General features: G+C 63.5%; 17 protein-coding genes and 1 pseudogene. 13 read left to right on the forward strand and 5 right to left on the reverse strand.

Annotated features, from left to right (window positions below):
* The first annotated feature begins 60 nt into the window (after window positions 1-60).
* Complete coding sequence (locus tag ROSMUC_RS02765) at window positions 61-1,500, forward strand: FAD-binding oxidoreductase (protein WP_245875096.1); 1,440 nt, start codon at window positions 61-63, stop codon at window positions 1,498-1,500.
* A 1-nt stretch (window position 1,501) separates the two neighbouring features.
* Here ROSMUC_RS02765 and hemC read toward each other — a convergent pair whose 3' ends face one another.
* Entirely contained in the window at window positions 1,502-2,449 is a 948-nt protein-coding gene (hemC, locus tag ROSMUC_RS02770) for a hydroxymethylbilane synthase (RefSeq protein ID WP_037269270.1), read from the reverse strand.
* 94 nt (window positions 2,450-2,543) lie between these two features.
* Here hemC and hemE point away from each other — a divergent pair, with 94 nt between their 5' ends.
* Window positions 2,544-3,578 (forward strand): uroporphyrinogen decarboxylase, encoded by a 1,035-nt coding sequence (hemE, locus tag ROSMUC_RS02775; RefSeq protein WP_037269875.1) that lies wholly within the window; start codon window positions 2,544-2,546, stop codon window positions 3,576-3,578.
* 249 nt (window positions 3,579-3,827) lie between these two features.
* The gene (gene dddP, locus ROSMUC_RS02780) at window positions 3,828-5,171 is read left to right on the forward strand and encodes a dimethylsulfonioproprionate lyase DddP (protein WP_037269877.1); all 1,344 of its coding nucleotides are present in this window, start codon (window positions 3,828-3,830) and stop codon (window positions 5,169-5,171) included.
* A 117-nt stretch (window positions 5,172-5,288) separates the two neighbouring features.
* Here dddP and ROSMUC_RS02785 read toward each other — a convergent pair whose 3' ends face one another.
* On the reverse strand, window positions 5,289-5,504 hold the full coding sequence (locus ROSMUC_RS02785; protein WP_102105835.1) for a hypothetical protein: 216 nt from the start codon (window positions 5,502-5,504) through the stop codon (window positions 5,289-5,291).
* 79 nt (window positions 5,505-5,583) lie between these two features.
* On the reverse strand, window positions 5,584-6,321 hold the full coding sequence (locus ROSMUC_RS02790; RefSeq protein ID WP_037269879.1) for a GGDEF domain-containing protein: 738 nt from the start codon (window positions 6,319-6,321) through the stop codon (window positions 5,584-5,586).
* A gap of 190 nt (window positions 6,322-6,511) precedes the next feature.
* Here ROSMUC_RS02790 and ROSMUC_RS02795 point away from each other — a divergent pair, with 190 nt between their 5' ends.
* Window positions 6,512-7,732: a bifunctional alpha/beta hydrolase/OsmC family protein gene (locus tag ROSMUC_RS02795; protein WP_037269276.1), complete on the forward strand. Its 1,221-nt coding sequence runs from the start codon at window positions 6,512-6,514 to the stop codon at window positions 7,730-7,732.
* 78 nt (window positions 7,733-7,810) lie between these two features.
* Here the strand turns inward: ROSMUC_RS02795 and ROSMUC_RS02800 are convergent, their stop codons facing one another.
* Both ROSMUC_RS02800 and ROSMUC_RS02805 read right to left on the reverse strand, forming a co-directional pair.
* The gene (locus tag ROSMUC_RS02800; protein WP_037269881.1) at window positions 7,811-8,461 is read right to left on the reverse strand and encodes a ChrR family anti-sigma-E factor; all 651 of its coding nucleotides are present in this window, start codon (window positions 8,459-8,461) and stop codon (window positions 7,811-7,813) included.
* 10 nt (window positions 8,462-8,471) lie between these two features.
* Entirely contained in the window at window positions 8,472-9,065 is a 594-nt protein-coding gene (locus tag ROSMUC_RS02805; RefSeq protein ID WP_206018419.1) for a sigma-70 family RNA polymerase sigma factor, read from the reverse strand.
* A 215-nt stretch (window positions 9,066-9,280) separates the two neighbouring features.
* Here ROSMUC_RS02805 and ROSMUC_RS02810 point away from each other — a divergent pair.
* The 9 genes and pseudogenes from ROSMUC_RS02810 (at window position 9,281) to dapD (ending at window position 16,569) form a co-directional block, all read left to right on the forward strand.
* Window positions 9,281-10,580: pseudogene (locus ROSMUC_RS02810) on the forward strand (NAD(P)/FAD-dependent oxidoreductase).
* Window positions 10,577-11,332: a DUF1365 domain-containing protein gene (locus ROSMUC_RS02815; RefSeq protein ID WP_037269285.1), complete on the forward strand. Its 756-nt coding sequence runs from the start codon at window positions 10,577-10,579 to the stop codon at window positions 11,330-11,332. The pseudogene ROSMUC_RS02810 and the gene ROSMUC_RS02815 overlap by 4 nt, the downstream one beginning before the upstream one ends.
* Window positions 11,329-12,570 carry an MFS transporter gene (locus ROSMUC_RS02820; RefSeq protein ID WP_102105836.1) on the forward strand — a complete coding sequence of 414 codons (1,242 nt, stop codon included), beginning with the start codon at window positions 11,329-11,331 and terminating at the stop codon, window positions 12,568-12,570. The genes ROSMUC_RS02815 and ROSMUC_RS02820 overlap by 4 nt, the downstream gene beginning before the upstream one ends.
* Before the next feature lie 4 nt (window positions 12,571-12,574).
* Complete coding sequence (locus tag ROSMUC_RS02825) at window positions 12,575-13,135, forward strand: DUF3833 domain-containing protein (RefSeq protein WP_037269288.1); 561 nt, start codon at window positions 12,575-12,577, stop codon at window positions 13,133-13,135.
* On the forward strand, window positions 13,132-13,866 hold the full coding sequence (locus ROSMUC_RS02830; RefSeq protein ID WP_037269290.1) for an SDR family NAD(P)-dependent oxidoreductase: 735 nt from the start codon (window positions 13,132-13,134) through the stop codon (window positions 13,864-13,866). The genes ROSMUC_RS02825 and ROSMUC_RS02830 overlap by 4 nt, the downstream gene beginning before the upstream one ends.
* A gap of 68 nt (window positions 13,867-13,934) precedes the next feature.
* A complete protein-coding gene (locus ROSMUC_RS02835) occupies window positions 13,935-14,261 on the forward strand; it encodes a DUF3775 domain-containing protein (protein ID WP_037269293.1) in 327 nt (108 codons plus the stop codon).
* Window positions 14,262-14,412: 151 nt separating this feature from the next.
* Window positions 14,413-14,616 carry a hypothetical protein gene (locus ROSMUC_RS02840; protein WP_037269296.1) on the forward strand — a complete coding sequence of 68 codons (204 nt, stop codon included), beginning with the start codon at window positions 14,413-14,415 and terminating at the stop codon, window positions 14,614-14,616.
* Window positions 14,617-14,636: 20 nt separating this feature from the next.
* Window positions 14,637-15,620 carry a DUF6976 family protein gene (locus ROSMUC_RS02845; RefSeq protein WP_037269299.1) on the forward strand — a complete coding sequence of 328 codons (984 nt, stop codon included), beginning with the start codon at window positions 14,637-14,639 and terminating at the stop codon, window positions 15,618-15,620.
* Window positions 15,621-15,741: 121 nt separating this feature from the next.
* Window positions 15,742-16,569 carry a 2,3,4,5-tetrahydropyridine-2,6-dicarboxylate N-succinyltransferase gene (gene dapD / locus ROSMUC_RS02850; protein WP_037269303.1) on the forward strand — a complete coding sequence of 276 codons (828 nt, stop codon included), beginning with the start codon at window positions 15,742-15,744 and terminating at the stop codon, window positions 16,567-16,569.
* Window positions 16,570-16,711 lie beyond the last annotated feature (142 nt).

Genomic DNA, 16,711 nt, shown 5'->3' on the forward strand with positions numbered 1-16,711 from the left:
CAAGCGTCAAGGGCGAAAATGGCGGGGTTCGCGCACTTGTGGTGGGGCGGGGTTTGTTTCATGATCCCGACCATGACAGGTCATAACCCCGCAATTCTCAACGAAATCGCCGCAATCGTCGGTGCCGCGCATGTGGCGACCGGGGCAGAGGCCGCGCAGTGGTCGCAGGACTGGCCGGGGTTGACCCAATGGCAGCCTCTTGCGGTGGCGCGACCTGCGAATACGGGCGAGGTGGCGGCGCTGGTGCGGCGGGCCAATGCTCGGCGGCTGCCCATCGTGCCGGTGTCGGGCAATACCAACCTCGTCAAGGGAACGGTGGCGGAGGGGGCGCTGATGCTCTCGCTCGACCGGATGTCGGCCATTCGCGAGATTCGGGCCGATGCGCGGGTGGCGGTGGTTGAGGCAGGGGTGATCCTGGCCACGCTGCATGCGGCGGCGGCAGAGCATGACCTGATCTTTCCGCTCAGTTTCGGGGCGCGCGGGTCGGCGATGGTGGGCGGTGTGCTCTCGACCAATGCGGGCGGCTCGAATGTGCTGCGCTATGGCAATACGCGCGATCTCTGCCTGGGGCTGGAGGTGGTGACGCCGACAGGCGAGGTGATGAACCTGATGAGTGCGCTTCACAAGAACAATTCGGGCTATGACCTGCGCCACATGATGATCGGGGCGGAAGGCACGCTCGGGATCATCACGGCGGCGGTGCTCAAACTCTTTCCGCGCCCGCGTGCCTATGCCACGGCGATGGTGGCCGTGCCCACGGTCGGGGCGGCGCTCCGGTTGCTGCATCGTTTGCAAGACGAGACGGGCGGTGCGGTGGAGGCGTTTGAATATATGCCGCGTTCGTTTCTGACGGTGTTGTTGCAGCGGTTTCCGCAGATGCGGCCGCCGTTTGAAAAGTCTTATGATGTCAATGTCTTGGTAGAGTTGGGTGGGCGGGCGCCGCGGGATGTGATGCCGGATGCTTCAGGTACTGTGCCGATCTCGGCCCATCTTGAGGCGGTTCTGGCGGGGTTTTACGAGGAAGGGCTGATTCTCGACGCTGTTGTGGCACAGAGTGAGGCGCAGCGCGCGGAAATCTGGGCTCGGCGCGAAGCCTCGGCCCAAATTCTGCGCGTGTGCAAGCCGGTGGTCGAGAATGACATCGCGGTGGCGACAGACCGGATGGAGGAGCTGATCGCGCGCATTCAAAGTGTCAGCCAAGCAATTGATTCAGATATAGAAAACACTGGTGTTGCACATCTGGGCGATGGCAATCTGCACTATGTCGGCTGGCCCTCGCGTGATGATCCGGCGCTGTGCCGAGCGGTGCAAGAGGCGGTGGAGCGCGAAGTGATCGCCCTTGGCGGCAGTTTTTCGGCGGAACATGGCATCGGCCTGTCGAAACTGCCCGCGATGGCAGCGCATAAAGACCCCGCCGCCCTCGCGATGATGCGTGCGATCAAAGCGGCGGTGGACCCGAACGGAATCATGAACCCCGGAAAACTAATTCCGGATCAGTAGGTTAGCTGCGCCAGTCGAAAAATCCCGGGCCGGCCGCCGCGAGCAGTTTGGCGGCCATGGCGCGACCCAACTCGGCCCCGTCCTCGATCGGGGCGGATTGGTCGTCCGTCAGGCTCTCGCTGCCATCAGGGCGCAGGATTTCGCCACGCAGACGCAAGGTATTGCCGTTGAGTTCTGCCAGACCGGCAATCGGGGTCTCGCAAGAGCCATCAAGGGTAGCAAGGAAGGCGCGTTCAGAAACAAGGCGTTGGCCGGTTTCCTTGTGGTGAATGGCAGCCAGCATTTCGGCGGCGCGGGTGTCATCTGCGCGGCGTTCGATACCAATCGCCCCTTGAGCCACGGCGGGCAGCATGACGTCTGGCTCAATCGCGCAGGTGGCCACCTCGGATCGGCCAAGGCGGTTGAGACCGGCCATCGCGAGAAAGGTGCACGCAGCTACGCCATCGGCCAATTTCTTCAACCTTGTCTGGACGTTACCGCGAAACTCGACAACCTCGAGATGCGGATAGGCGACCAGCACCTGGGCCTTGCGCCGCAAGGAAGAGGTGCCGACGAGGGCACCCGTGGGCAAATCCGCCAGAGAGGGCGCGGACGGCGAGACAAATGCGTCGCGGACGTCCTCGCGCGGCAGGTAGGTGTCGAGCAAGAGGCCCTCGGGTTGCAGGACAGGCATGTCCTTCATCGAGTGGACGGCGATGTCGATGTCGCCGGTCAAAAGCGCCTGTTCAATCTCGCGGGTAAAGAGCCCCTTGCCGCCGATCTCCTTGAGAGGGCGGTCGATGATCTGATCGCCGGTCGTCTTTATGACAACGATTTCAAAGGCTTCTTCGGGAAGATCAAAGGCCGCGCCGAGGCGCGCGCGTGTCTCATGGGCCTGAGCAAGCGCCAGAGGCGATCCGCGTGTGCCGATCTTGAGCGGGTGGGACGGGGTGGGCAAATCACGTGTCATGGCGCAGGTTTAGACGTGACAAAGCGACGTGGCAAGCGCCTGACGCTTGACATCTGGAAGTGTCAAGGCGACCACAGACAAAACGGAGGACAAGATGCCCGCGCAAAAGACCATTCTGAGAGCCATCTCCGGGGAAACCCTGCCCACACCGCCTATCTGGATGATGCGGCAGGCGGGGCGCTATCTGCCGGAATACCGGGCCACGCGAGAAGAGGCGGGTGATTTTCTTTCTTTGTGTTATAACAGCGACTTGGCGACCGAAGTTACATTGCAGCCTATCCGCAGATACGGGTTTGACGCGGCGATTCTCTTTGCCGATATTCTGCTCTTGCCGCAGGCGCTTGGGGCGGATTTGTGGTTTGTGACGGGCGAAGGACCGCGGCTCTCGACGATTACGGACCGGGCGGGGCTGGAAAAACTGAAACCCGTGGACGAGATTCACAAGACGTTAAATCCGGTCTATCAGACGGTGCGCAACCTTGCCGGGGCACTGCCCAAGGAAACGACGTTGATCGGATTCGCGGGCGCGCCATGGACGGTGGCGACCTATATGATCGCGGGGCGCGGCACGCCAGATCAGGGCCCAGCGCATGCGCTCAAGGCTGAAAACAAAGAGGTTTTCGAGGGGATCATAAATATCCTGACGGAGGGCACGATCGAGTATCTCTCGGCCCAGATCGTGGCGGGCGCAGAGGTGATCAAGCTCTTTGACAGCTGGGCCGGATCGCTGAAAGGTGACGATTTCGAGAACTATGCGGTCGCACCGGCCAAGCGGATCATTTCAGAGCTGAAAGCGCGGCATCCGGGCATTCCGGTGATCGCGTTTCCCCGAGAAGCGGGCGATAACTATATGGGATTCCATGCGAAAACCGGTGCTGATTGCGTGGCGGTCGATGATTCTGTGAGCGCGGAATGGGCGGCGGAAAACGTCCAGAAGGATGGCTGCGTTCAGGGAAATCTCAAGTCTTCCCATATGGTTACGGGTGGAGAGGACCTTGTGCGCGAGACCCGGAAGATTGTCGAGGCCTTCCGGGGCGGCCCGCATATTTTCAACCTTGGCCATGGCATCACGCCCGATGCGGACCCGGACAATGTGCAACTGATGATCGACACGGTTCGGGGCGGCTGACCTTACAAAACGTAAGGTTTGTCAGGGGATTTTGTAAGGTCGCGGGCGGCGGGCCGGTCATTTCCGGCGCGTCAACGATTTTTTAAGATGTCTTGGGCAAGATCGGGGCAGGTTGCAGCACAGGAGCAGACCATGCCCATGACCCATCCGCCACCCAGCACCCGCGCCAAATGCGACCATAGGCGATGTCGCCACTGAGCGCGCCAAGCCGGGGGACCGGTCACAGTCTGGATGTCGGAGGACCTGCCGATGAACAGACATTACCGAGACACGCGCAAGATTGATCCAAGCCGGGGCAGCATGCTGGGCGATGGCACGCCCAATGACCCCGACCGGGTGGAAATTGGACCTACGCAACTGGCCTATGGCGAATGGGCGGTGGCGGGGCTGGAACTGCCAGATTTGCCCACGATGCGGCAATTTCGCTGGGAGAGGCTGACGGCGGCAATTGGGGCGCGGGATTATGCCGGGCTGTTGCTGTTTGATCCGCTCAATATCCGCTATGCGACCGACAGCACCAATATGCAGCTGTGGAACACGCATAACCCGTTTCGTGCCGTGCTGCTCTGTGCCGATGGCTATATGGTAATCTGGGACTACAAGAATTCGCCGTTCCTGTCGCGGTTCAACCCGCTGGTGCGCGAGGCGCGGTCGGGGGCGGACCTGTTCTATTTCGACCGGGGCGACAAGGTGGATGTGGCCGCCGATGTCTTTGCCCGCGATGTGGCCGCACTCTTGGCCGAGCATTGCCCCGGCAACCGGCGGCTGGCGGTGGACAAGGTGATGCTGCACGGGCTGCGCGCGCTGGAGGCGCAGGGGCTGACGATCATGGAAGGGGAAGAGGTCACGGAAAAGACCCGCGCCATCAAGGGACCGGACGAGATCAAGGCCATGCGCTGTGCGAGCCACGCCTGCGAAGCGGCGGTGGCGGAGATGGAGCGGTTTGCGCGGCAGGCGGTGCCGGGAGGCGGGGTCAGCGAGGATGATATCTGGGCGGTGCTGCATGCCGAGAATATCCGGCGTGGTGGCGAGTGGATCGAGACGCGCCTCTTGGCGAGCGGGCCGCGCACGAATCCGTGGTTTCAGGAATGTGGGCCACGCATTGTGCAGAATAACGAGATCGTGGCCTTTGATACCGATCTGATCGGCAGTTACGGCATTTGCGTCGACATCAGCCGGACCTGGTGGATTGGCGACGCGGCCCCGCGCCCCGATATGGTGGCGGCGATGCGCCATGCGCGCGATCATATCGAGGCCAATATGGCGATGCTGCGCCCCGGTGTGACGATACCGGAGTTGATCGCGGGCTGTCATCAGTTGGAGGAGAAGTATCAGGCGCAGAAATACGGCTGCATGATGCATGGCGTGGGCCTCTGTGATGAGTGGCCGCTTGTTGCCTATGCCGACAAGGCGGTGGCGGGCGCGTTCGATTATGCGCTGGAGCCGGGGATGGTGCTCTGTGTTGAGGCGCTGGTGAGCGAGGTGGGCAGCGATTTCTCGATCAAGCTGGAGGATCAGGTTCTCATCACGGAAGGTGGCTATGAGAACCTGACGCGCTATCCGTTCGATGCGGCGTTGATGGGGGCCGCTTAGGGCGCGTTGCGCTCGATCGAAACACACCCGTCCCGGGCTTGGCCCGGGACCTCGCCGAGGCGTGGAGGCCCCGGGTCAAGCCCGGGGCGATGTGAGCCCGATCAGACGCAAGCTGCTCTAACGGGGCTGACCCGCGCCTGACCAATGCGAGCGCAGGACATTGCCGTGCCAGTCTTCGAGGGCCGGGGGCTGAGTGGTGTTTTCGGCTGGTGGGGCAGGGGCCAGAGCCGCGGCGGTCAAGGCCGCGAGCAGGATGGCGGCGATGGGCACAAGCGCGGGTGCCTGCGGGGCGCGGGCCGGAGCGCTGGCGTTGTGGCAGAGGTCTTGGGGCATGGTCCGATCCTTTTGTTGGGTGGACCAGAGATAGGGGCTGGGTATAAATTCCAGAAACGAATTTATGTAGGATTTCAAATCACGTACTGTGATGAATTTGCGCGGTGCTTTGCGGTCTGGTCGGGGCTGTGTCGAGCGCCGGGTCGTGCAGGCAGGCGCGGTCGCGCCCGGCAGCTTTGGCGCGGTAGAGCGCGCGGTCGGCGCGTTGCAGCCCTGCGTCGAGCGTATCGCCAGGCAAGAGCGCGGCCACGCCGAAGCTCGCCGTGAGGGTTTGCGGGCCGGTGTCGAGAAAAACCGGGCTTTGACGGATGCGGCGGGCGAGGCGCTGAGCGGCGAGGTGGCCATTCGCCATGGTGGTTGCCGGCATCAGGATCACGAATTCCTCGCCCCCCATGCGGGCCGCGAGATCGCTCTTGCGGCAATTGGCCTGCAGGAGGGTCGCGAAGTGACGTAGCGCCAGATCGCCGGCGGCATGGCCATGGCGGTCATTGAAGCGTTTGAAATGGTCGATGTCGGCCAAGATCAAGACGCAGGGGCGGAGGCTGTCGCCGGGCACGCTGGCGTGCAGGCTGGCGCGATTGCGCAGGCCGGTGAGCGAATCGTGATGCAGCGCTTGTTCGAGGGCCTGGGCATGCCGCTGATGTGTCCGGAGGCGCTGACCCATGGCATAGGCGAGCGGGGCCGCGATCATCAGCGTGGGAACAACGCCGGGCAAAAGCGCAAGGCCGCGCAGCAGGGCGTCGGCCGCCAGAACGCAGAGGCAGACCAGCGCCGCGAAACGCCGCACATCGCCCGTTGTTTCGATCTCTGTGCGCATGTTCCGCCCCTCTTTGCAGATCCGAGCATCGCGCGGCTCGGTTAAGGAAGGGTTGGGCGCGGGCGGCGGAATGGGCCGGGTTTTAGGAAAATGCCACAGAGCCTCACCTTCGCGTGACATCGGGCGGGGTGGGGTGGTGATCCACGCTGCGGCTGCATAGTCTGGGGTGGTAGAATGCGGAGGATGTGACATGCCCACCGAACGCCTGACATTTCCCGGCCATGGCGGACATGACCTTGTGGCGCGGCTGGACCTGCCGGAGGGGCCGCATCTGGCGACGGCGCTTTTTGCGCATTGTTTCACCTGTTCCAAGGATATTCCCGCCGCGCGGCGGATCGCGGCGCGTCTGGCGGGGGCGGGGATCGCGGTGCTGCGTTTTGATTTCACGGGCTTGGGGCATTCGGGGGGCGAGTTCGAGAACACGTCGTTTTCGTCGAATGTCGCGGATCTGGAGCGGGCGGCGGCGGCGCTGGAGGCGCGGGGCATGGCGCCGGGGTTGCTGATCGGGCATAGCCTGGGCGGAGCGGCGGTCCTGGCGGCCGCGGGGCAGATCAAATCGGTGCGGGCGGTCGTGACGATCGGTGCGCCCTTCGATCCCGGCCATGTGACGGAGAATTTCGGGGATGCCTTGGGGCGAATCGAGGCGGAGGGCGTGGCCGAAGTCCGACTGGGGGGACGGGATATTCGCATCGGGCGCGGCTTTGTCGAGGATGTGCGCGCCGAGGTGCTGGGCCCCAAGATCGCGGGGTTGCACCGGGCGCTCTTGGTGTTGCACGCGCCACGCGATGCCGTGGTGGGGATCGAGAATGCGTCCGAGATTTTCCGCGCGGCGAAACATCCCAAGAGTTTTGTCACGCTCGATGGGGCGGATCATCTGATCACCGGCCCGGAGGATGCCGAATATGCGGCGCAGGTGATTGCCGCCTGGGCGCCGCGCTATCTGGACATGCGCGTGCCCGCACCGCCGCCCGGTGCGCCCGAAGGCGTGGTGCGGGTGAGCGAGGCGGATGCGGAGGGGTTCCTTCAGGATGTGAACGCAGGCCCTGCGCATCATGTGCTGGCGGATGAGCCGGTGGCCTATGGCGGCACGGATCGCGGCATGTCGCCCTATGGGTTTCTGGCGGCGGGGCTGGGGGCCTGCACCTCGATGACGATCCGGATGTATGCGCGGCGCAAGGGCTGGCCGCTCACGCATGTGAGCGTCGATGTGTGCCATGACAAGGTGCATGCGCAGGATGCCGACGCGCGGGGCGAGGCCAAGGTGGATGTCTTTACCCGGGTGATCCGGCTGGAGGGAGATCTTACCGCCATTCAGCGCCAAAAGCTGCGCGAGATTGCGGATAAATGCCCGGTGCATCGCACGCTGGAAAAATCATCGCGCGTGGAAACGCGGGTTGTTGACAGGGAGTAACTTGGGTTTTCCGCCCCCATGCGCGCCGTGGCTGGAGAACAGGGCGCGCACGGGGGACAAGCGCTGAGCGGGGAGCGCTCAGATCCGCAGGAACGGTTGCGCGATGCGCGGCATCAGCGCGCGGAAGCGCAGTGGGGCGTCGGTCGCGGCCAAGCAGATGCAATCAGCGCCGATTTCCGCGACAGGGGTGTGGTTCAATTCTTCGTTCGCCACCTCGATGTCGCCGGGGCCGAAGCGCGCGACCTCATCGCAAAAGGCGCCTTGCAGCACGAGGGTCAATTCCGTGCCACGATGGCCGTGGTCGGGCACTGCAGCGCCTGCCGGGATAAACAGCAGACGGGCTGTCGCGGCGCGAGAGGTGGGCAGGATCGCCTGTTTCACGCCCATGCCGACGGGCCGCCACCGCACGGCGTCGAGATCACCGCCCACGTAGTCGCGCAAGGGGGCCGGAAAGAGACCGGCGCGGGGGGCTGGTGTCTCGTGCTGTGGTTTGCTGGCGCGGATGCGCGCCATTGTGGCGGCAAGGCTGTCTTGGGCCAGTTCGACCGTGTCTGCGCCGTCGATCATCGCGCCGCCCACGCTGTCAAAGGCCGCCGCCCGGGCGCGGCAGTCGTCGCACAGCGACAGGTGTGTGGCCACCGTCAGGTTGAACGCCTCGGGTAAGGTCCCTGCCGAATAGGCCATCAGGAGGGCGTCGGTCAGGTGATGGGTGATCTGGTTTCTGGTCATGACATACACTTTACTTCATTGCGTGGCGCAGTCGGTCGAGCGCCAGTCTGATGCGGGATTTGATCGTGCCGAGCGGCAGGCCCGTGTCGGCGGCAATCTCGGAATGGCTGAGATCGCCAAAATAGGCCTTTTCGATCAATTCCCTCTGTTTCGCGGGCAGGGCAGCGATGGCGCGCCCCAGTTGGTCGCTTTCTTGTTGCAGGGCGAGCACGTCGGCCTGGTCGGGTTCCGGGTCCTGGCCCCAGGGCAAATCCTCGGGTTCGGGGCGTCTTTGTTTGCGCAGCGCGTCGATTTTACGGTTCCGCGCAATGGTGAAAATCCAGGTGGCGGCAGAGGCGCGAGTGGGATCGAAGAGATGCGCCTTTTGCCAGAGGGTCGACATGACCTCTTGGGTGCATTCCTCGGCGAGCGTGGCATCCGCGCCGGAGCGCATCAAAAATGCCTTAACCCGTGGGGCGAAATGGGCGAAAAGCCGGGCAAAGGCGGCCTCGTCCCCCTGATCGCGAATGGCCGCGATACAGGCCACCCAATCGGTATTCTCAGTCTCTCGTGCCGTTGTCACCTGTGCCGGTCCCGCCCGTTTGCCCGTTGTCCCGCGCCTCATAGCACGGGCCATGGGCACCGGCGAGGGGGGAGGATCAAGAAGGAGGGTGGCATCGTTTAACATAGACGAGTTACGCGATGCGGTTCATGGTGGATCACCGCCGGATGAAAAAAACCTGAAGGACCTACGAAAAACAATCTAATCCGTTTGCGGTTTCGGCCCGTAATGATGGGTATGAACGCAGACAAACTGCACATAGACAGGTGAAACGCCCCATGCCCTTTGAAACGAGCGCCGCCGCGCGCAAGAAAATCGCCGTGATCGGCGCCGGTGTTACGGGAATGGGGGCGGCGGAGCGATTGGCGGACAAGCACCATGTCGTGCTGTTCGAAGCCGAGGCGCGGCTGGGTGGACATGCGCGCACGATCATGGCGGGCAAGCGCGGGGATCAACCGGTCGATACCGGCTTTATCGTGTTCAACTATGCCACCTATCCGCATTTGAGCGCGCTTTTCGAGCGGTTGGAGGTGCCTGTCGCCCCGAGCACGATGAGTTTCGGGGCCTCCTTTCGGGGCGGCGCGCTGGAATATGGGCTTCAGGGTGCGGGCGCGTATTTTGCGCAGCGGCGCAATCTGGCCAACCCGGCGCATTGGGCGATGCTGCGCGATATATTCCGCTTCAACGCCGGGGCGCTGGAGGCGTGCCGCGAGCCGGGTTTGACCATGGCCGGGCTGATCGCCAAGATGAAACTGGGCCGCGCGTTCCGCGACTATTATCTCACGCCCTTTTCCGGCGCGATCTGGTCGATGCCGGTGGAGCAGGTGTTGGATTTTCCAGCGCAGCCCTTGGTGACGTTTTTCAAGCAGCACGGCTTGCTTGGTTATAGCGAACAGCATCAGTGGTATACGGTGGTCGGCGGGTCGGTGGCCTATGTCCGCCGGTTGGAGCAATCCCTGCGCGCCAAAGGGGGCCGAGACCCGGCTGGGCGCGCCGGTGGCAGGGATCCGGCGTCTGGCCGAGGGTGTCGAGGTGCGGGTTCAAGGCGGTGAGTGGGAGGGGTTCGACGAGGTGGTGATTGCCGCCCATAGCGATGACGCGCTGCGGCTCTTGTCGGATGCCGATGAGACCGAGCGCCGCGATGTGGGCGCGATTGCCTATCAGCCCAATGACATCATCCTGCATGCCGATGCCAGCGTGATGCCGCGCCGTCGGGCGGTCTGGTCGTCGTGGAACTATACCGAGGCCCGCGTCAAGCGGGTGGGTCAGATTGATCTGACCTACTGGATGAACAGCCTGCAACCCATTCCGCAGGACGATCCGCATTTCGTCACGCTCAACACCACGCGGCCCATTCGCGAGGCGCTGATCTACGATCAGGTCACGCTGCGCCATCCGGTCTACGACCTGGAGGCGGTGGCGGCCCAATCCCGCGTGCGGGCCGGAAATGGGCGGCGCAATACATGGTTTTGCGGCGCCTGGATGCGGCACGGGTTTCACGAGGACGGGCTGTCGAGCGGGCTGGAAGTGGCCGAGGCGATTTGCGCCAAGGCCGCGCAGACCGTGGCGGTGGCGTGAGCCGGGTCGATCATATCGCGGGCCATACCTGGCATGGGCGCAAGGGCGGGATTGAAAACGCCTTTCGTTACGGCATTGATTATGTGCTTCTGGACGCAGAGGCCGAGGTGGACGCGCCACGTCTTTTTGGGCGCAACCGGCGGGGGCTCGCCTCGGTCTGGGACCGGGATCACGGCGGCGCGCCGGGGCAGGGGCAAGGGGCCGCCTGGGTGCGCGCGGTGCTGGCGGAACGGCAGATGCCCGCGCCCGCGCAGATCGAGCTATTGGCACAGCCGCGCATGTTGGGGCATGTGTTCAACCCGGTCAGTTTCTGGATTTGTCGCGATGCCGCCGGTCAGGTGCCGGTGATCATCGCCGAGGTCACGAATACCTATGGGGACCGTCATTCCTATCTCTGCCACCGCGACGACATGGGGCCGATCACGGCAGAGGATCGCATCCGGGCGCGCAAAATATTCTATGTATCGCCTTTTCTGCAGATCGAAGGCGGCTATGAATTTCGCTTTGATCTGCGCGAGGACCGGATTGGCGTCTGGATTGATTTCTCGGGCGGTCATGGCGGTGTGATTGCCACGCTGGTGGGCGCGCGCAAGCCTCTGACCACGGGCGGGCTGCTGCGCGCCATGCTGCGGCGACCCTTGGGGTCGCGGCGGGTGCTGGGCCTGATCCATTGGCAGGCGCTCAAGCTGTGGTGGAAGGGGGCGCGGTTTCACAGCCGCCCGGCACCGCCCGCCGACGAGGTGAGCCGGTGAGTGCGGTTCTGACCGGGACCGTGGCGCAGAGCGCGCCGCGCCTGCCGGGCTATGCGCTCTTTGGCGCGCTTTTGGCGGCAGCGGGGCTGCCGCTCTATATCCATGCGCCGAAATTCTATGTGGATGAATATGGCGTGTCCTTGGGCGCGCTGGGCGCGGTGCTGTTTGCGTTGCGGCTGATTGATGTGGTGCAGGACCCGGCGCTGGGGCGATTGGCAGAGCGGCTGCGGGCGCATCGCGCGTTGACCGTCTGGATTGCGGTGGCGGTGATGGCGGCGGCGATGCTGGGCCTTTTTGCGATTGCGCCGCCGATTGCGCCGCTCTGGTGGTTCGCGACCATGCTGGTGCTGGTGTTTTCGGCCTTCAGCTACCTCACCATCTGCTTTTACGCGCAGGGCGTGGCGACGGCGTCGGCCATGCCGGGGCAGGGACATTTGCGGCTGGCGCGGTGGCGGGAAACCGGCGCGCTGTTGGGGATATGCGCGGCGGCGGTGGCCCCGGTGGTCTTGGGCGGCTTCGGCGGCTTTGCCGTGAGCTTTGCGATTTTGTCAGGGCTTGCGGCGCTTGCGATGCTGGGGCAATGGCAGGATTGCGGCGGGGTGCCCGGTACAGGCTTTGGCCCGGTGCTGCGCGATGCGGTCGCGCGGCGCTTGCTGCTGGTGGCGATGGTCAATGCCGCCCCGGTGGCCGTGAGTTCGACGCTCTTTCTCTTCTTCGTCGAGAGCCGGTTGCAGGCGCCCGGATGGGAAGGCCCGTTTCTCTTGCTCTTTTTTCTGTCGGCAGCGGCGGCGGCCCCGCTCTGGGGCACCCTGGCCGAGCGGTTTGGCGCGAAACGGATGCTCTTGGCGGGTATGGTCCTGTCGATTGCGGCCTTTGCCGGGGCAATCCTGCTGGACGCAGGTGATCTCTGGGCCTTTGGCGTGATCTGCCTCGCCTCTGGCGCGGCGATGGGGGCTGATATGACGCTCTTGCCCGCCCTCTTCGCGCGGCGCATGGCGCAGGTGTCACCGGGCGCGGCGGAGGGCTTTGGCCTCTGGTCTTTTGTGTCGAAATTCACGCTGGCGCTGGCGGCGGTGGCGCTCTTGCCCCTGCTTGAGGCAGGAGGCTTTGCCGCCGGGCAGAACAACGATGCGGCGGCGCTGACCCTGCTCAGCCTGCTTTACGGGGCTGTGCCCTGTGTCTTGAAACTCTTGGCCATTGCGCTCTTGGCCCGAACACCAATTGAGGAAAGGAGCTGATCTGATGGAGGCTTTGGGATGGACTCTGCTGGGGGCGTTCGCGATGCTGGCGCTGGTGCTGCTGAAAGAGCGTTATGCGGGCTTTGACGCGCAGGCACCTGAAGATTACGCGCAACAGGGTCCGCAGTTTGATCTGCGCGAGCATCTGAACGGCGCGATCAAATGCGAAGGGGTGATTTACGGCCCTCTGGGGCGGGTCGCGTCGCGGTTCACCGGCGATTTCGAGGCCAGTTGGCAGGGCAATCGCGGCGTGATGCGCGAGCATTTCGATTATGACAGCGGCAATGCGCAGGACCGCGAGTGGCAGCTGGAGCTGGGCAATGATGGCAGCATCCGGGCCGAGGCCGAGGATCTGGTGGGCACGGGCACGGGACAGCAGATGGGCGCAGCCGCCCGGCTTTGCTATCGCATCCGCCTGCCGAAAGAGGCGGGGGGCCATGTGCTGAGCGTCACCGACTGGATGTATCTGGCCCCCAACGGGGTGGTGATCAATCGCAGCCAGTTTCGCAAGTTCGGGATCAAGGTGGCGGAATTGGTGGCGGTGATGCGGCGGGTCGAGGCATGATGGACTGGCGCGGCAAACGTTATTGGCTGGTGGGCGCCAGCGAGGGGCTGGGGGCCGCACTGGCGCAGAAGATCAGCGCAGCCGGGGCCGAGGTGATCGTGTCGGCGCGCAATGCCGAGCGGCTGGACGAGGTCGTGGCCGGGTTGCCGGGGCGGGCGCGGGCCGTGCCCATGGATGTGCAGGACGCCGACAGCGTGGCCGAGGCCGCGCGTGCGGTGGGGCAGATCGACGGGCTGGTGTGGCTGGCCGGAGTTTACTGGCCGATGCCCGCAACCGAATGGAACCCCGAACAAGTGGTGGCCATGGCGGATGTGAATTTCACCGGCGCAGTGCGGGTCATCGGCGCGGTGTTGCCAGATATGGTGGCGCGGGACGCGGGCCATGTGGTGTTGACCGGCTCGCTCTCGGGGTTTCGTGGGCTACCGGGGGCGATTGGTTATGCCGCGTCCAAGGCGGCGACCATGTCCTTGGCGGAATCGATGCGCGCTGATCTTTGGCGCAGCGGCGTGCGGGTGCAACTGGCCAACCCCGGTTTCATCAAGACGCGGCTGACGGACAAGAACCAGTTTCGCATGCCCTTTATCATGACACCCGAGGCGGCAGCCCAAGAGATGTTCGAATTGATGTGTGACGAGGCTGCATTCCAGCGGAATTTCCCGCGACTTTTCAGCTATGTCTTTCGTTTGTCTCGGTTTTTGCCGGATTGGGTCTATTACCGGCTCTTTGCGTGAGATCAAGGACGGGTGGCTGTGCGCCCGGCAATCCTGTGCTAGGATAAGCGCGACAGGAGGGCGGGAACATGCTGGAGATCACGGTACATAAAATCGCGCAGGTGGTGCTGATGGCGCGTGAATTGGAGCGCGCCGAAGGCGAGTTGCGCGCCTTTCTGGATCGGCTGAGCGAAGAGGAACAGGCCAGTCTGGTTGCCGTCATGTGGATCGGGCGCGGCAGTTTCGAGGCCGAAGAACTCGAAGAGGCCAAGCGCACCGCCTATGAAGAGGCGACCACACCCTGCGCCGATTACCTCTTGGGCACGCCGCATCTGTCGGATCATCTGGAAAATGGCCTGGATGCGCTGGGATTGTCGGCCTCGGATGACGAGGATGAATTGATCCGGGGCGGCTGAGGCCATCCTGCCCGTGCATCTGGCGGGATAGCTGCCGCAGCGCTGGTGCATGTGCCGGGAAATTGCGGCCCTCCATCCCTGTGCGTCACGCGAGTTGGCGCATTTCTTGCAGGGCCTTCCTGTGTCGATCAACGGACAAGGAGGGCACTCAATGGTACTTTCGGAAACGGACCTGTTACGGGCCATTAACGGGACAAGCGATCTGGCAGCGGCATCGCTGGCCACGCGCATCGTTTTGAACCGGCTCCGTGTGCAGGCGCGCACGGAACCTGCAAAGCTAAGCGTTCTTGTTGCGGATTTGCGTGCCTTTATCGCCAAGAATCCCGCCGCCAGCGCCGAGTTGGCAACTCTCTGATTTATATTGAAGGATACGCGATGAAGAACGAATTCCTAACCCCGCAAGAAGTGGCTGCACGGATCGAGGCCGGCGCGGTGATGTCGATTGCCGGTGCGCCGGAGTTGCTGAGCACATTGCCCAAGGGCAACTGGATCGGCGGAAGCACGGTCTATTTCATGACGGAGGCCGGTGGCAAGGTGGATCGTGATCACCTCTTCTGCACCACCTTTCCAGAAGGAAGCCGCGCAACTGCGCGTCATCTGGCCACGGCGGATTTGCCGACTTTGGCGCAAGGCTATCAGCCCGGTGGCGTGACGCTGGTGATCATTCCCGCCTTTTCCGAGGCGCATGCCCGGTTTGCCGAGGACGGTGCAGGCTATGGCGACGTGTTTGACCAGCCGCTGTTGGGCTGGGTCAGTGGCGTGCATCTGGAAGAAATTGGCAAGGTGGCGCCCTCTGTTTTTGATGGCGCGCAGGGTGCCAAGCATGAGGATGGGGCTGTTCTTTTGCATGTTGCCTTGCCTGACGGGATGCAGCCGAGCCTTGATATCGTAAATATCTTCAAACAAGGCGACGATGCCGGCCTCGTTTTCTCCTTTCCCGAGGCCGGATTTTCGGCACGCAAAGCCTATGTGAACGGTGCAGAGGTCGATTTCTCTCAGTACGTGACGGATAAGGGCATCGACACCAAATTGCCGCTTGTGGCTAATTATGCGGGTGCGCTGATCAATGTGTCGTTCCAGTCGGTCGATCCCGAGGCCAGCAGCGTGGCCTTTTACGCCCCTGTGTTTCCGGGCGTTGAGTATCGTCTGGCGGCCCCGCAGGAGGACTATGCCAAGACGTTTGCCGCGCAGGTTGGGTCCGCAGGTGAGGGCAGCTATTCGTGCAACTGTATTCTCAACTATGTTTACGGCGATATGGAGGGCAAGCTGACGGCGGGCTTTACCGGGCCGGTGACATTTGGCGAGATTGCCTATGTCCTGTTGAACCAGACGCTGGTGAAGCTGGATCTTGCCGCCTGAAGCGGCCTTGGGGCGGCCGTGGGGTCGCCCCGACCATGCCACGACAGGGGCGGGTCTCTTGCATTGTGTGAGCGCGCGCATTTGGCTATAGCCGCGTGGAACAATTGTAACCGGAGGCTCTATGTCAAACGCAGTTCTAGAATCCGCAATCGAAGCCGCCTGGGAGGCGCGCGACACGATCACCTCCGCCACGGGAGGCGAGACCCGCGAGGCCATCGAGGAAACGCTGGCGGCGCTTGACAGCGGCAGCCTGCGGGTGGCGGAGCGGCAGGCGGATGGCCAGTGGCATGTGAACCAGTGGGCCAAGAAGGCGGTGCTTCTGGGGTTCCGGATCAAGGATATGGAAGTGCACGCAGGCGGGCCGCAGGGCGCGGGCTGGTGGGACAAGGTCGACAGCAAGTTCAAGGGCTGGGGCGACAACGAGTGGAAGGCGGCGGGCTTCCGCGCCGTGCCGAACTGCGTCGTGCGCAAGTCGGCCTATATCGCGCCGGGCGTGGTGCTGATGCCGTCCTTTGTCAATCTCGGCGCCTATGTGGACAGCGGCACGATGGTGGATACCTGGGCCACGGTGGGGTCTTGTGCGCAGATCGGCAAGAATGTGCATCTCTCGGGCGGTGTCGGTATCGGCGGCGTGCTGGAGCCGATGCAGGCGGGGCCGACGATCATCGAGGACAATTGCTTTATCGGTGCGCGCTCCGAGGTGGTTGAGGGCTGCATCGTGCGCGAGGGATCGGTTCTGGGCATGGGGGTTTTCATCGGAAAATCCACCAAGATCGTGGACCGCGAGACCGGCGAAGTCATGTATGGCGAAGTGCCGCCCTATTCCGTGGTTGTCGCAGGCTCGATGCCGTCGAAGAATGGCATCAACCTCTATTGCGCGGTGATCGTCAAGCGGGTGGACGCGCAGACGCGCTCCAAAACCGGGATCAACGAGTTGCTCAGGGATTGAGGCGAGGTTTGAGACGCAGCCCGCGCGAATAGAACCGAAGGTTCCGCGCGATCGCCAGACCGCCCCCCGGTCTGGCGATTTTGCAATGTGGTGCGACACGTTGGTGGCATACGGATTTTGCTGGGATAAACGGGCAGTTTCC

The sequence above is a fragment of the Roseovarius mucosus DSM 17069 genome (assembly GCF_000768555.3).
GTDB classification, from domain to species: Bacteria; Pseudomonadota; Alphaproteobacteria; order Rhodobacterales; family Rhodobacteraceae; genus Roseovarius; species Roseovarius mucosus.

What these genes read in the sequence shown, in the direction of transcription:
- ROSMUC_RS02765 (WP_245875096.1), top strand. Translation starts at nt 61, where the DNA reads ATGATCCCGACCATGACAGGTCATAACCCCGCAATTCTCAACGAAATC.
- hemC (WP_037269270.1), bottom strand. Translation starts at nt 2,449, where the DNA reads ATGACACGTGATTTGCCCACCCCGTCCCACCCGCTCAAGATCGGCACA.
- hemE (WP_037269875.1), top strand. Translation starts at nt 2,544, where the DNA reads ATGCCCGCGCAAAAGACCATTCTGAGAGCCATCTCCGGGGAAACCCTG.
- dddP (WP_037269877.1), top strand. Translation starts at nt 3,828, where the DNA reads ATGAACAGACATTACCGAGACACGCGCAAGATTGATCCAAGCCGGGGC.
- ROSMUC_RS02785 (WP_102105835.1), bottom strand. Translation starts at nt 5,504, where the DNA reads ATGCCCCAAGACCTCTGCCACAACGCCAGCGCTCCGGCCCGCGCCCCG.
- ROSMUC_RS02790 (WP_037269879.1), bottom strand. Translation starts at nt 6,321, where the DNA reads ATGCGCACAGAGATCGAAACAACGGGCGATGTGCGGCGTTTCGCGGCG.
- ROSMUC_RS02795 (WP_037269276.1), top strand. Translation starts at nt 6,512, where the DNA reads ATGCCCACCGAACGCCTGACATTTCCCGGCCATGGCGGACATGACCTT.
- ROSMUC_RS02800 (WP_037269881.1), bottom strand. Translation starts at nt 8,461, where the DNA reads ATGACCAGAAACCAGATCACCCATCACCTGACCGACGCCCTCCTGATG.
- ROSMUC_RS02805 (WP_206018419.1), bottom strand. Translation starts at nt 9,065, where the DNA reads ATGAGGCGCGGGACAACGGGCAAACGGGCGGGACCGGCACAGGTGACA.
- ROSMUC_RS02825 (WP_037269288.1), top strand. Translation starts at nt 12,575, where the DNA reads ATGGAGGCTTTGGGATGGACTCTGCTGGGGGCGTTCGCGATGCTGGCG.
- ROSMUC_RS02830 (WP_037269290.1), top strand. Translation starts at nt 13,132, where the DNA reads ATGATGGACTGGCGCGGCAAACGTTATTGGCTGGTGGGCGCCAGCGAG.
- ROSMUC_RS02835 (WP_037269293.1), top strand. Translation starts at nt 13,935, where the DNA reads ATGCTGGAGATCACGGTACATAAAATCGCGCAGGTGGTGCTGATGGCG.
- ROSMUC_RS02840 (WP_037269296.1), top strand. Translation starts at nt 14,413, where the DNA reads ATGGTACTTTCGGAAACGGACCTGTTACGGGCCATTAACGGGACAAGC.
- ROSMUC_RS02845 (WP_037269299.1), top strand. Translation starts at nt 14,637, where the DNA reads ATGAAGAACGAATTCCTAACCCCGCAAGAAGTGGCTGCACGGATCGAG.
- dapD (WP_037269303.1), top strand. Translation starts at nt 15,742, where the DNA reads ATGTCAAACGCAGTTCTAGAATCCGCAATCGAAGCCGCCTGGGAGGCG.